This is a genomic window from Sutcliffiella tianshenii (assembly GCF_016908565.1).
Lineage (GTDB): Bacteria > Bacillota > Bacilli > Bacillales > Bacillaceae_I > Sutcliffiella_A > Sutcliffiella_A tianshenii.
On the sequence record NZ_JAFBED010000005.1, the window covers coordinates 1 to 14,561 of the forward strand.

Genomic DNA, 14,561 nt, shown 5'->3' on the forward strand with positions numbered 1-14,561 from the left:
TCAAGATTAAAGCGTAAAAGTCCGGTAGCTTATCGGGCTAGTTTTGAGCAAGCCGCTTAGAAAACAAGTGTCCAATTTTAAGGGTTCAGTACACTTCGCCTGTGGGGTCTCCACTAATCGCCATCTCCCGCAGGAGTCTCCGCCTATTGCTCCAATCAACAGCTAATATACACTAGAGAACAAAAATTTATATTTATTAATGCCTTTTTTTAAGAAAGAAGCTCTTCCATTTCCTTCAGCTTTTCTTCGAACACTTTGCATGCTTCTTCGATCGGGGTGGATTGTGTCATATCCACTCCTGCCTTTTTCAATACCTCGATTGGATAGTCGGAGCTTCCCGCCTTCAGGAATTCAAGGTAACGGTCGACAGCAGGCTGTCCCTCTTCAAGGATCTGCTTGCTAAGTGCTGTGGCAGCACTATAGCCTGTCGCATATTGATAAACATAATAGTTGTAATAGAAGTGAGGGATTCTTGCCCACTCCAAACCGATTTCCTCATCAATATGGATACTATCGCCAAAGTACTTTTTGTTTAGCTCATAGTAAGTTTCAGTCAATAGATCCGAAGTCAGGGCCTCGCCACTTTGAGCCAGCTCATGGATTTTGTGTTCGAATTCTGCGAACATGGTTTGACGGAATACGGTGCCACGGAACCCTTCCAAGAAGTGGTTAAGCAGATACAGACGCTTCTTATCATCATCGATGGTTTTCAACAGATAATCGTTCAGCAATGCCTCATTGCACGTGGATGCCACTTCCGCAACAAAGATGGAATAGTTTCCATAAGGGTACGGCTGTGTTTTTCTTGTATAGTAGCTGTGCACGGAATGACCAAACTCATGGGCAAGGGTGAACAGGTTATTGACATTGTCCTGCCAGTTCATAAGGATATATGGATTGGTTCCATACGTACCGGAAGAATACGCACCAGAACGCTTCCCTTTATTCTCCTGCACATCCACCCATCTGTTTTCAAAGCCTTCTTTAAGGATTTCGGAATACTCTTCCCCAAGCGGAGTAAGTCCTTTAAGGATATACTCCTTCGCTTCATCATATGTCACAGCCATTTTTACATCCTTGATAAGTGGAGTGTAAAGGTCATACATATGAAGCTCTTCCACACCAAGCACCTTTTTGCGAAGCTCTACATAACGGTGTAGCAGGTGCAGGTTCTTATTGACTGTATCCACAAGGTTGTCATACACCGTTTCAGGGATGTTATTATTGCTCAGCGCGGATTGACGCGCAGAATCATAATTGCGGACCTTCGCTTGGAAGTTGTCCTTTTTGACAGTACCACCCAAAGTGCTCGCAAATGTATTCTTGTATTTCCCATAGGTTTCATATACCGCTTTGAAAGCATTTTTTCTTACTTCCTGATCTTCACTTTCGAGGAAGCGGATATAACGCCCGTGTGTAATCTCCACTTCTTCCCCATTCTCATCCTTAACAGATGGGAACGTCAAATCTGCATTGTTCAGCATGCCAAAAGTATTCGAAGATGCCGATAGCACCTCGGATGCCTCTGCAAGCAGGACCTCTTCCTTTTCGGATAAAATATGAGGACGCTGACGATTGATTTCGTCCAGGGAATGCTTATAAAGGGAAAGCTCTTCCTTTTCTTGAAGGAATTTGGCAATCTCCTCTTCCTTCATTGTCAGGATCTCTGGGACCACAAACGATAAAGCACTTGCGACTTGTGTGTAAAGATTGGTTGCCCTATCGTTCAAGCCTTGATAAAAGCTGTTTGTTGTATCCTGATCGTAGCGCATATGCGCATATGTATACAGCTTGCCTAGACGGCTTGAGATGCTATCCTGATATTGAAGTGCTTCATACAGATTCCCTGCAGATTCCGAAAGTGTTCCTTTAAATTCCTGAATCTTGCCGATCATCCCTTTTACATCCTGAAATTCCTTTTCCCATGCCTCATCACTTGAAAAAATATCTTCCAATCTCCATGTATCCTCTACAGAGATGTCTTTGCGTTCTTGTAATTTCTTAACGGCTGTTTGTTCTGCCATGAATTGGTACCCCCTTGATAAAAATTGAAAATATGCATCTTTTACCTATTCGACGCAAGCTTATTATTCCCTCTTTTCTTTTCATTAATTGTAGCCTCTTCACAATTCCAACTCGATCCTATCGAGAATATCCTTGTCATGGGCTGTTGCTTCCTCCAACGTGCTATATTTTTTTTCATTTACAGCCTTCCTGAAGACGAGGTCGCTCTCCTTCTCAAGTATGCCAGTGATGCAAAGTTGCTCCAGGTATTCCATTACAGCATCTGTATAATATCCGAATCTCACTAATGGAAGCTGTTTTACTTTCACATGAGCTTGTTGGATGCGTTGATTAAAACGGGTCATCAGGGATGGAATGTGAATGATGTAATGGATGGGTGTATGATAGATGGAGTCAAAATATAGCCACGCCTGCCACTGTTGGACGGGTGTCTGAAACCAAAAGGAGGATTTAACGGGTATTCCGATGACTGCAGGACATAATGAGAGCGGGATTTGAACCTTTGAGTAGCAATAATTGCGCAGCATCTGATTTGCTGGGTAGAGGCAGTGGGTGTATCTCCATCTTTTTTTGGAATGGAGCCATTTTGTCTTCCAATAAGATGGCGGCTGTTTTTTTATAAAGGATGGTTGAAGCTGCCACTCTTTGCTGGTTTTAGAGAATATATATGAATCGAGGCTGTTTGAACCAAATAGTGGATAGAGATAATGAAAAACCGAATATCGCGGACAAAAACTTAAAATGTATGGGGACGCGCCTTCTTTATGATTTTGTAGAAAAGACCATTGAAACGCGGATAGTTTCATATAGGATTGGATGTTTCCAAGCTTCTCTTTGCCGATGAGCCAGACGGGTATGATGGATTCTGATTGATATGATGAGGATCTCTGTTCGATGACGGAGGGCTGGATGGAAGAGCATTGAAATTCAAATGCAAAGTCCTGCTCTGTTCTTAAAAATACATCCGCTCTTTGGCTGGTCTTTGGGATATAGTATTCCAATTCGGGAGAGCCATTTATTTTCAATGCCTCATGGAGCTTTGATTTTCCCTCTAGATGATAGGAGGTTTCCGCTTCACTTGAAGCCCGGCATTCTGTATCAAGATGTGCGAAATGCATTCTCCGTATATTCCCGCTTTTCAATTTCACCTCCGAACCGCAAGCAGGGCAATTATACTTGTACCTCCTTATTTTCTCCTGTAGTGACGTGTCATTGCAATCATGCAAGGTTATTAGGATACCATCTTCTCTTTTTGCTACAAACATTGTCTCACTCCTTTTTAAATGTTCTCTCCCTATATTCTGCATCACTCGACAATATCCTCTCGCATTTTGAAAATCGTATTTTTGATTAAATGTGCCATTGAAATAGATTTTTAGTGAGGTTCTGTAGAGATGTTTGAGAATGCTGTATTTTAAGTGCATGATGGACCTTTTGCCTAACCTTCTCACGGAAAAGGGCTTTCATTCCGATTATGATGAACCTTTTGACTGCCCTTCACATGGAAAAGGGCTTTCATATCGCTTATGATGGACCTTTTGCCTAACCTTCTAACGGAAAAGGGCTTTCATTCCGCTTATGATGGACCTTTTGCTGAACAACCCCAACCATCAAGAAGAAAGTCCTTCAACGGGGTCGGCAATCCCACCCACCCATACAACAAAAAAACTGCCCAAAAGTGAAATGAAGTCACTTTCAGACAGCACACATGAAATTAAAGTAGTGGCGAAGCGAGCCTAGCCAAGGACTCCGCAAGCTTTTGGTAAAAAGGACGGTTGGCAAACACGCCTTTGACGATTGGATTGCTCTCTAGAAGATCTTTTTCAAAATCCTCCACCAACGATAATACACTTTCTGTATTATATAGAAACGCATTGACTTCAAAATTCAGATGGAAGCTTCGCATGTCCATATTCGCAGTTCCAATCGAGGCGATTTCATCGTCCACTATCACTACTTTGCTATGCAGGAAGCCTTTTTCATATTCATAGATCTGTACCCCCGCCTCCATCATCTCTGGAAAATAGGAGTGGGAAGCATAGTAGACAATTCTTTTATCCGGGCGTTTAGGAACCAACAGTCGGACATCCAAGCCGCTTAATGCAGCGACTTTCAACGCGGTGAAGATATCATCATCCGGTACAAAATAAGGGGAGGCGATCCAGATTGATTTCTGAGCAGAAGTAATCATGGAAAAGTACAAGCTTTTTATCACTTCCCACTCCTGATCCGGTCCACCGGCTATCATCTGGACTCCTCCATGTTTCCTCTCCGTCAGGGTAGGTGTCAGGTAACTCGGTGTCAGCAGTGACTGATCGGTTGCATAGTACCAGTCCTGCAGGAATATCAACTGAAGGGTCCGGACCGCCTCACCCTTTACAAAAAGATGGGTATCGCGCCAATAGCCGAAGTATTCATCCCTTCCGAGATATTCATCCCCGATATTAAGGCCACCGACGAAACCTACTTCTCCATCTACAACAATTATTTTGCGATGGTTTCTGAAATTAACTTTATTGTTGAAAACTGGAAATGCAACCGGAGAAAAAGAAACGATTTCCACACCTGCATCTCGCAATTCTTTTAAATAAGCTTTGCCAAGCCCAAGACTGCCGACAGCATCAAAAAGGAAACGTACATATACGCCTGATTTCGCTTTTTCTATCAATAACTGTTTGATTTGATTGCCAATTTCATCATTTTTCACGATGTAATATTCGAGGTGGATATGGTGCTTGGCCTTATTGATTTCTTCCAGGATCTTAGAGAAGGTCCTATCGCCATCTGTCAGCACTTCGGTATCCGTCTGAAAGGAAATGGGACTTCTTCCGATATTTTGGGACAGGCGGAAAATGCTACTCTTGCTCTCCCCAAGCATTGCGATGTCTTCTTTCGTATAGATTCTTTCCCCTTCAATTTCCCTTATCGCTTCTTTATCCAATAGTGCCTTTCTTTGAAACAGCCTCCGCTTTCGTACATTACGCCCGAACAGGAGGTAAAAGAAAAACCCCAAAACGGGAAAACTGCCCAGTACAACAAGCCATGTCAGGGTTCTAGTCGGGTGCCGGTTCTCCAATGAAATCAAAAATCCAATAAAGACGACGCTGATAGTAAAAAGTATAGATATCGAACCTAGCAGCCATCCCTCCCATATTCCCTGGGTGGCAAATAGGACTGCCCCTATCGCCAATACAAAAACCGAAACCCTAACCGTATTCTTCAACAAACTTCATCTCCCTAAGTACATCTATCTGTGTGGAAAAAAAACCGATTTCAACAAAGTGAAATCGGTCTTTTTATTTAAGTGGAAAATGCATGGTCATATCCTTCATTGCAGTGGCTTTCACAACTTCGGAACCATACTCTTGGAGACGGTGGATGCTCATTGCCGATTCATCCCCATACTCAAGGAGAACACTCAGAACGTTATCTATTTCCTCATCCGTATAATGCTCACTGGAAAAATCAACATATAGATAATAGCTTCCTTCAAAGAAATATAGGCTGTTATCTAAATTCTCCAGGTGCTGTAAGCGATGACTGACAGAAATTATATATTCGAGATCCCTGAAACGGATCATGAACTGCAATAGATCTGTTTCTTCTTCTAACTTATCATCTTTATTATCCACTTTGGGATTGGAGTTGAAATGCTGATCAATCAATGCTTCAATTCGCTCATCCACAGGAATATCTATCTTTTTGTCTTCTGATACGGGAACTTCGAAATTTTTGCCGTCCTTGGAAAGCTGAGCTCTTGTGACAACAACCTCCAAGCCTTTATCAAGGGCCTGTACCTGGATCCATAAAGGACCTTCCACCATAAAATCCTCTTCATCGTGTGCTTCGTCCATCATTTCCCAAAAAAGCTCTTCGCTTCTTTCGCGATTGTACCAGATTTCTTCGCGGTCAAAGCCTCTTTCCTCTATATCACCATATGAAATATAAAACTTTACCGTATGATCATTAATTCGTTCGATTTCCATCCAACAACACTCCCTTCTTATTAGGTAAATGATCAGCGCTCATCATTACACGAACCTCATAACCCTTGTACAAGCATGAGATAAGCTATCCTCTATACTGTCCGCTTCTCATTTTCCTCCGTCTTTCCTTGGAAGGGACCCTCCTCGAAACTTTTTAGCCTTTGTTACAATTTATCCATTTCACACAGCCCGTAAACCTATATCCTATGCAAAGATGGAATACCTTGTACTCTTATTTTATGATAAAAAAAGGAAGAATGGAAATAAAAAAGCTCATTTTTTTAAAAATCGTTCATATGCCCATTTTATGCTTCACGCACCTTCAAACCCTCTGAATCACTATCAAAATTAAGACATAAATCCAAGATACGCCAACTATATTTATAAAGGAATGGGACAAGGAGGGGCGATAGTGTGGATTTGGAGCTTATTACTTCCATATTGATTATCATCGGCATTGACATAGTACTTGGAGGAGACAACGCAATCATCATTGCACTGGCCTGCAGAAATCTTCCAGAGCAGTACAGGAATAAGGCAATTGTCACCGGGACGTTATTGGCAATAATTTTTCGGATACTTATCACCATTGGTGCAGTGTACTTGCTTGCCATCCCATTTTTGCAATTTGTAGGCGGTGTCCTATTGGTCTACATAGCCATTAATCTTCTAAAAAAACAAGATGAGTCAAAGGTGATTAAAGGAAGCACATCAGTTGGGGTCGCAATCAGAACCATCGTCATGGCAGATATCGTCATGGGCATTGATAATGTCATGGCAGTTGCCGGCGCCGCACACGGTCAGTTTCTACTCGTGGTCATCGGTTTGATCGTATCCGTCCCGATAATTATATGGGGGAGTAAAATTATATTAAAGGTAATGGATAAATATCCTATAATTATCTATTTTGGTGCAAGCATACTCAGTTTTACCGCCGGAAAAATGATGATGGATGAACCGGTAATGCAAGCATTGGTAGATCAGGAAAGCTGGAGGACCTTATTTCCGTTTTTATTGACAGTAAGTGTCCTTGCAGTGTCAGGCATCCAAAAGACAATCGGCCGGAAAAGCTAAAAAAAACTTCTACATTTGAAAATGTAGAAGCTTTTTTTATTATTCTATTAACCGTTCACGAGACGCTGAGCTTCACGCAACTGGAACGTCCTAACCTTCCTTGGAAGGAATCGACGAATTTCATCTTCGTTGTATCCTACCTGCAATCGCTTTTCGTCAATGATTATCGGTCGTCTTAAGAGACCTGGATGTTCCTTTATGACAGAATATAATTCTTGGAGAGGCATAGCCTCCACATTGATATTCAGCTTTTGAAAGATTTTTGATCTAGTAGAAATGATTTCATCTGTTCCATCCTCCGTCATGCGAAGGATTTCCTTTATCTCATCAATGGATAGAGACTCAGAGAAAATATTTCTTTCTGTATATGGAATGTTATGCTCTTCTAACCAATTTTTCGCTTTTCGGCAAGACGTACAACTTGGAGATGTATATAAGGTTACCATGAACTTTCCCTCTCCTTTTATTCTTAATTTATTCGAAAAAGAACATGCTGTAGGATTCTAATTGTGAATCACTCTCAATTTGAAATTACTATAAAAAAGGAATTTCTATTAAGTATTATACACGATTTTCGTGTAAAAAGGTACAGTATTTTAAAAGTTAGACAAGTTGTCACAACATGTTCGCTTTTTCGTAATCTTACTTTTTTAAACTTCTTGTACAAGTTTTCTCCTTATATATGACGGATAAGGTTGGTGAAAAGTTTCAATTAATTGAAACTAATTCTCAATATTTTTTCCCCGTTCACATTTTGTTAACAAATGTGTTCTTTCCTTTACCCTCTGATAGTTAAGATTTGTAAGGGTTTCTAATACATGTTAGTTTTATAATTAGACATGATAAGTATGAGGTGAAAGACATTGAGAAAAACATGGTTGTTTCCTGCAATTTTTTTGCTCGCATTCTCGACAGCCTGCAGCCAAAAAGAGATTACAAGTCAAAATACGGAATCCAATAAAGTTCCGGTGTCGGTCGCAGAAGTCACTGAAAAGAACATTAGCAACACCATTGAATTAGTTGGAATGGCAGTACCTGAAACCCAAGTACCGCTCCTCACTACCTCCCCCCTAACAGTTGAACAGGTTCATGTGAAAATTGGTGATATAGTCAAAAAGGGCGATTTAATTGTTTCATTGGATCCAACAGCTGCGAATGAGCAGGTCACCCAGGCTCAAAATGCTGTGTCCGAATTGGAAAATGCCCTCTCTAAAATGAAAGAATTGCAACAGGCTACAGAAAGTCAAGCCTCTTTAACTGATATACCCAAGTTACAGGCAGAGTTAAACCAATCTTTAGAAAAATCCCAAGCTCTTTTGGATGGAGTCGAAACGGGGGCTGTCACTTCCCTGGATTTGCTTCAAAGTACGATGGAAGTGATGCTAAAGCAAGCACAACTTGCAACCGCAGCAAGCCAGATGCAGCAAATGCCATCCTTTAATACAGTAGAAATAGAAGCACAATTAACACAAGCCCGACAAGGCTTGAAACAGGCCCAACAGCTTGCAGAAGCAGCAAGTATCACAAGTCCGATAGACGGCATCGTTTCCGAGCTTAATGTAGTGGAAGACGGGATTGCCGCTCCGAATGTACCGATCGGGACCATAATCCAGCAGGAGAATATTTCGGCGACTTTTCAGGTGAATAGTTACCAGGTTTCGAAATTGAAGGCTGGCCAGACTTCCACCATCTCTTTTGAAGGTTTGTCGGATACTTATGAATCCGCAATCGAAACTGTTTCTCCGACAGTCAATCAACAGACCAATATGTTTTCTGTCATTATCCCCGTCAGCAACACAGAGCAGTTCATTAAAGGTGGAATGCGTGCCACCGCATATGTGGCGGTTGATAATCTTGATGCTCAAATCGTCGTCCCGAATGATGCAATACTCTATGAAGAATCCAACTCCTATGTTTTTTTGATTGAAGACGGAAAAGCATTGCGCCGAGATGTTACAACCGGTTTTCGTGATGGGGAACTGATTCAGATTGTCGAAGGCTTGACAAAAGGTCAAAAAGTCGCCGTTGGCGGAAAAGAACGGTTAAAAGACGGCACAGACATTACAGAACAAAGTGAGTGAGCAGCACTATGAAAATTGCAAAGCTATCCGTACTGCGACCAATTGCCATGAGCATGGTCATAGTACTTATGCTCATACTTGGCGCAGTCAGTATGAGGAGCATGACGGTCGACCTATTCCCTGAACTTACCTTTCCGATAGTGGCCGTCACCACTACCTATGAAGGGGCCGGCCCTGAGGAAATTGAAAATTTGATATCCTCCCCTATCGAGAATGCCATGGGCACTCTGCCGAATGTTGAATCTGTGACTTCGATATCCAGGACAGGAGGCTCATTGGTACTGGTTGCTTTCACCTGGGGAACCAATATGGACTTCGCAGCGCTTGATATGCGGGAGAGAATCGACGCTGTTAGGGATTTCCTGCCTCCAGGGGCACAACTGCCACGCGTTTTGCGATTTAATCCAAGTGACCTCCCCATTGTACAGCTTGCTATAACAGATCCATCCGGTGAGATGGTAAAAGCGAAGAGGCTGGCAGAGGAGGAAATCGAACCTGAACTGAACAGTGTGGATGGAATTGCATCCATTTCGGTCGAAGGCGGTGCCGAAAGTGAAGTCCGAGTAACACTGGATCCGAATACACTTTCTTCCTTTGGAATCTCCATCGATCAATTGCAGCAAATCATCGCCTCAGAAAACTTGAATCTACCAGGTGGTGCTTTGACCGACCAGAATCAAGACCTGCCTATCCGAATAACCGGGGAGTATGCATCGATCACTGATATCAAGACGCTCCCTATCCCAAACTCCAAAGGGATCATTCAGCTCGATCAGCTTGGTGAGGTTAAGGAAACGCTTCAGCCTACCACTCAGTTAAGCTATCTGAATGGCGAGCCTGCTGTAGGAATGTCCATCCTGAAACAGTCTGGAAGCAATACCGTCACTGTGGCGAATGACATCAATAAAAAATTGGAGGAAATCAAAGAAACACTGCCTGAAGGTGTCGAAATTAAACCTATCTTTGATCAGAGCCAATTTATCGAACAATCCATCCGCGCTGTAGCGTCTAACATGATACTCGGAAGTCTTCTGGCAGCACTGGTGCTTTACTTTTTCTTAAGAAATTTAAGAAGTACGCTGATCATTCTGTTTTCCATCCCCCTTTCCATAGTGACCACGTTCATCTTTATGTACTTCAGCGGCCAGACTCTGAATCTATTGACGCTCGGCGGCTTGGCTTTGGGTATCGGTATGATGGTGGATAATGCCACTGTTATACTGGAAAATATATATCGCTTAAGGCAAAAGGGATATTCGCTGAAAGATGCGGCAATCGAGGGGACAAGTGAGGTGGGTCCAGCCATCATCGCATCCACCCTTACTACCGTCATTGTATTTTTACCGATTGTTTTTGTTGATGGGTTGGCTGCACAGCTGTTCAAACCATTGGCTCTTGTTGTTTCGTTTTCGCTTTTAGCATCATTGTTCACGGCATTGATCATTGTACCTTTGTTCTCATCCTTGCTTTTGAAAGTCAATAATAAGAGCTCTAGATTTGAAGAGAGATTCAGTACGTTTTCATTATGGTATAGGAATTTACTATATAAGGCACTTCAGCATCCTAAGAAGACGATATCGCTGGTATTGCTCCTTCTGGTTGCTTCCCTTTTTGGGACACCGTTTATCGGGAAGGAGTTTTTACCTCAACAGGATCAAAGTTTTATCTCGATGACAGCGCGCTTGCCGGATGGAAGCTCGCTTGATGCTACCTATGATGTAATGGAGGAAATCGACGAGAGATTGAAAGGTATTGAAGAGATTGATTTATCCTTTGTAACAGTAGGAGGGACTGATAACTTCTCTGTTTCGGCAGGAACACAATTGAATAGATCAAATTACAGTATCCTTCTTGTCCCTCTGAGTGAACGGAACAGGGCAGATACTGAAGTCGGAGATGAAATCAGGGAACTGATATCGGACATTCCGGGTGTGGAAATTTCCATCTCCTCCGGTGACTCCGGCTTCTCGCAAAATCCTGTATCGCTCAGCATTACGGGACCTGACCTTGATACATTGAAAGATATGGCCGATCAAACCATTACGCTTTTATCCGATATTGAAGGAATAAGAGAGCCCAGCTCCAATTACACTGAGGGTAATCCGGAAATAGTCGTCGACATTGACAGGGTAAAGGCCAGTCAGTTCGGGGTAGGGAGTGCCCAGATCGCCTCGGCCGTCTCCAGTGCTACCAGGGGAGTTGTGGCATCGAGAATGGCTCGTGAAGGGGAAGAACTTGATATCAGACTGACTATCGAAGACACCTACACAAGCTCCATTCAAGATTTGGAGACCTTGCTCATCAGTACCCCGACAGGAGAAAATATTCCGCTGCAAGCAGTGGCAACAGTAACTCGCGGACAAGGTCCGAGTCAAATAACCAGGACAGACCGACTCCGCGAAATTACGGTTAATGCCGATATTGTGAACCGTGATCTGGGCAGTGTGGTGGAGGATATAGAGAAGACTCTAAAGGAAAATGTCTATATCCCTACCAAACAATACAAAATTACCATCGGCGGACAGGATGAGCAGATGAATGATGCCTTCTTCAAATTGGGTGGGGCACTGGCGCTTGCTGTTGTCCTCGTTTACATGGTTATGGCCGCCCAGTTTGAATCATACTATTATCCTTTTATCATCATGTTTTCTGTTCCGCTGACGATAATCGGAATTATCATTGGTCTTCTCGTAACTTTCCAGCCGCTTGGGGTCGGCTCCCTGGTAGGGATGCTCATTCTGACCGGAATAGTGGTAAACAATGCAATTGTTTTCGTTGATTACGTCAACTTATTGAAAAAAGATGGGAATAGCACTGTGGAAGCGATCTTAATTGCCGGACCTACAAGGATACGTCCCATCCTGATGACTACCCTGACCACTATTCTAGGATTGATCCCCCTTACCTTGGGGATCGGGGAAGGGATGGAAATTCAGCAGCCTATGGCGATCGTCATCGTATTCGGACTGAGCTTCGCCACTTTGATCACACTGGTTCTCATCCCTGTCCTATACTATCTATTGGATCAATTTAAAGAAAAAAGACAAGCAAAGAAAATGGAAAAAGTGGAGCTATAAACCACTGTGTCTTGTAGAGAGGATGAAATAACGATGGGCAGAAAACTGTTGTTTACTGCATTTCTTATTTTCGGCAGTTTCATAATTTACCCTCCAGTTATAGCGGAATCTCCCAAAGAGATGACATATATCGCTTTAGGTGATTCATTGACTGCCGGCCTCGGTTCTTCTGAGGAGAACTATTTGCGCATCCATGGCTTTGTGCCTCAATTCACTAAATATCTGAGAAAAGAAAATACTGTCAAAGTAGAAAATTACGGCATTCCAGGATTGACTTCAACCGGGCTACTGGCACTGCTTTCTGCGGATGAAGGGCTGAGGAACCGTCTTAAGACGGCGGATATCATATCCATCTCCATCGGGGGGAACAACTTTTTACAGACTGTCCGTTCCGTGCCTGATCCGGAAGAGTCACAACTGGATCTAAATATGCAGATATTAGAAAGAAGCTTGAAGGAGAACTATGAACTGATCAGGGAGCTCAATCCTAAAGCTACCGTTATGCTTGTCGGACTATACAATCCTTATCCTTCTGGTCATCCCCTGCACAAGCTTGGAGCAGAGTATGCACCAAAGTTCAATAGTTCTGTAAAAAAACTGAGTTCAGGATCCACACTTTTCATAGACCCCTATGAAGCATTCGTCAACAGAGAAGTGGCACTCACTCATATCGAAGAGGATGACATCCACCCAAATGATCAAGGCTATCAAGAAATTGTAGCACTGATGCAAAAAGCATATGAAAAGGCGCAATAAAATAGTGCTTCCGTTCTGGTAAACCGTTCCGTTTTGAGGTGCTTTTCTTTATAATATGTGCCGAAAAGACAACTGTACGAAATTGAAACTCGCCTAAGTAATCGGCGAGTTTCTTTATTAGGAATATAAATACTGATTCGGGTCGTCTATATAAGATGTCTTGCACTTTATCGAATAATCAGCAAAAGTAAAATAAGCGGAGTTTTTCCGGTTAAATGGAGAAGGTAGCTTGTTTTTGGGGAAATAAGGGGAGTTTTTCCGCTTACGCACAGTAAAATCACCCATTTTCTATTTTTTTCAGTTAATAGCCGGAATTTCTCCGTTTATTTCAGCCTTTTTTAATAGTAATTACTAAATAAGCGGAATTTCTCCGTCTATTTATTAGCTCGAGTGCTTAATCTAATCTCCCAATCGATAAGGTAAAGCCCTCTTGATTCTAGATACAGGAAGCAGTTGCTATGTCAAAGTTAATAAATATTGCAGAACGTTGGCAAAAAAGAGAAAGACGTATGCCAATTCATACGTCTTTTCTTGAATCATTTAATTGGAATGTACCTAGAACCAGAACCTATTACCGTTCTGGAAGCACTTTTTTCATATGTAAGTTAAATTAAAGCTTGGAAAGTATATTATCATTTCCATTATCCTCTTCGTCAAAACTCAGCACCTTGTCGACCGTTTCATAGGACTCTCCGTAAAGCTCCTTGTCCTTATATGTATGGACCTGTTGATACATCTGTTTCATGCCCTCAAAGATCGCCGCTTCGTCCTGGTTGTTCGGTGACCAGTACAGTATCTCCATCTGATTTACTTCATTTGTCGCCAACGACCTTCTGCTGTATCCGATGGAGGAAGCATGATCAAAGCCTTCCCTTTTATAAAACTTCAGCCTTTTTTCCGTATCCGTATCTTCATAATCAACCGGCTCCACTTCCAGGATGATCGGCTTCCCTTTTTGTTTCAGCTTTTCCAGAAGCTTGTGACCAAGTCCCTGGCCCCTTGATGCTTTTGAAACAAACAGATAGTCGATGAAAATAAACTGATCGAATTCGGCATACATGAGAACGTGATGCTCACCTTCATCCTTATGGTACATATGGCCTTTTTCTTTTAACAACAGCTCCATATGCTCTTTTGATTTCATCTCTTCCACAGGAAAATATTGATTTAATTTTTCATACCAATTCATATCTTTTTTTGATCCCCTTCCATCTTTTTCTTTCTCCTAATCAAGCATAACATACATAAACATACCTCATCGTTAATATACCCTCTTTCTTTTATGATAGTCATAACTTACAATAGAATCAGGATGTATTTTACATAAGGCAAAAAGGGGATGTCAGTGTGATAGAATTCTTTATTGATTTTGGACTTGTAGCTACGCTGATTATAGCAATTACGGCTGTTATGGGTGTCCTGGCAAACGGTATCGGGGAAAAATTGTTCGGCCGAGGCAAAAAAGGCTCTGAAAGCTTCGATAAATCCACTAGCATGCAGGCTGGCTGGAAAAGCGTCGGTGGCGGAAAAAAGTGAATAGATAGGAAAAAGCTGCCCTCATC

At 42.3% G+C, this 14,561-nt stretch carries 11 protein-coding genes; 5 read left to right on the forward strand and 6 right to left on the reverse strand.

The annotated features are described in order from the left end of the window. Positions 1 to 209 precede the first annotated feature (209 nt). From pepF to mecA, 4 genes are all read right to left on the reverse strand, one after another. Positions 210 to 2,024: an oligoendopeptidase F gene (gene pepF, locus JOC95_RS11980; RefSeq protein WP_204416523.1), complete on the reverse strand. Its 1,815-nt coding sequence runs from the start codon at positions 2,022 to 2,024 to the stop codon at positions 210 to 212. Positions 2,025 to 2,123: 99 nt separating this feature from the next. Continuing rightward, positions 2,124 to 3,290: a competence protein CoiA gene (locus JOC95_RS11985; protein WP_204416525.1), complete on the reverse strand. Its 1,167-nt coding sequence runs from the start codon at positions 3,288 to 3,290 to the stop codon at positions 2,124 to 2,126. Positions 3,291 to 3,739: 449 nt separating this feature from the next. Then, a complete protein-coding gene (cls, locus tag JOC95_RS11990; protein ID WP_204416527.1) occupies positions 3,740 to 5,248 on the reverse strand; it encodes a cardiolipin synthase in 1,509 nt (502 codons plus the stop codon). 73 nt (positions 5,249 to 5,321) lie between these two features. After that, complete coding sequence (mecA, locus tag JOC95_RS11995; RefSeq protein ID WP_204416529.1) at positions 5,322 to 6,011, reverse strand: adaptor protein MecA; 690 nt, start codon at positions 6,009 to 6,011, stop codon at positions 5,322 to 5,324. A gap of 414 nt (positions 6,012 to 6,425) precedes the next feature. Here mecA and JOC95_RS12000 point away from each other — a divergent pair, with 414 nt between their 5' ends. After that, on the forward strand, positions 6,426 to 7,085 hold the full coding sequence (locus JOC95_RS12000; protein ID WP_204416531.1) for a TerC family protein: 660 nt from the start codon (positions 6,426 to 6,428) through the stop codon (positions 7,083 to 7,085). Between the two features lie 47 nt (positions 7,086 to 7,132). Here the strand turns inward: JOC95_RS12000 and spxA are convergent, their stop codons facing one another. Continuing rightward, complete coding sequence (gene spxA / locus JOC95_RS12005) at positions 7,133 to 7,531, reverse strand: transcriptional regulator SpxA (protein ID WP_078381419.1); 399 nt, start codon at positions 7,529 to 7,531, stop codon at positions 7,133 to 7,135. Between the two features lie 417 nt (positions 7,532 to 7,948). On the opposite strand from spxA, the gene JOC95_RS12010 reads away from it, so the two are divergent. From JOC95_RS12010 to JOC95_RS12020, 3 genes are read left to right on the forward strand one after another with little or no spacing between them, the layout of a single operon-like run. Further along, complete coding sequence (locus JOC95_RS12010) at positions 7,949 to 9,166, forward strand: efflux RND transporter periplasmic adaptor subunit (protein ID WP_204416533.1); 1,218 nt, start codon at positions 7,949 to 7,951, stop codon at positions 9,164 to 9,166. Between the two features lie 8 nt (positions 9,167 to 9,174). Beyond that, a complete protein-coding gene (locus JOC95_RS12015) occupies positions 9,175 to 12,243 on the forward strand; it encodes an efflux RND transporter permease subunit (RefSeq protein ID WP_204416535.1) in 3,069 nt (1,022 codons plus the stop codon). Positions 12,244 to 12,276: 33 nt separating this feature from the next. Beyond that, positions 12,277 to 12,999 (forward strand): GDSL-type esterase/lipase family protein, encoded by a 723-nt coding sequence (locus JOC95_RS12020; RefSeq protein ID WP_204416537.1) that lies wholly within the window; start codon positions 12,277 to 12,279, stop codon positions 12,997 to 12,999. Between the two features lie 610 nt (positions 13,000 to 13,609). Here JOC95_RS12020 and JOC95_RS12025 read toward each other — a convergent pair. Beyond that, the gene (locus tag JOC95_RS12025) at positions 13,610 to 14,188 is read right to left on the reverse strand and encodes a GNAT family N-acetyltransferase (RefSeq protein WP_204416539.1); all 579 of its coding nucleotides are present in this window, start codon (positions 14,186 to 14,188) and stop codon (positions 13,610 to 13,612) included. 158 nt (positions 14,189 to 14,346) lie between these two features. On the opposite strand from JOC95_RS12025, the gene JOC95_RS12030 reads away from it, so the two are divergent. Next, positions 14,347 to 14,535: a hypothetical protein gene (locus JOC95_RS12030; protein ID WP_204416541.1), complete on the forward strand. Its 189-nt coding sequence runs from the start codon at positions 14,347 to 14,349 to the stop codon at positions 14,533 to 14,535. Positions 14,536 to 14,561 lie beyond the last annotated feature (26 nt).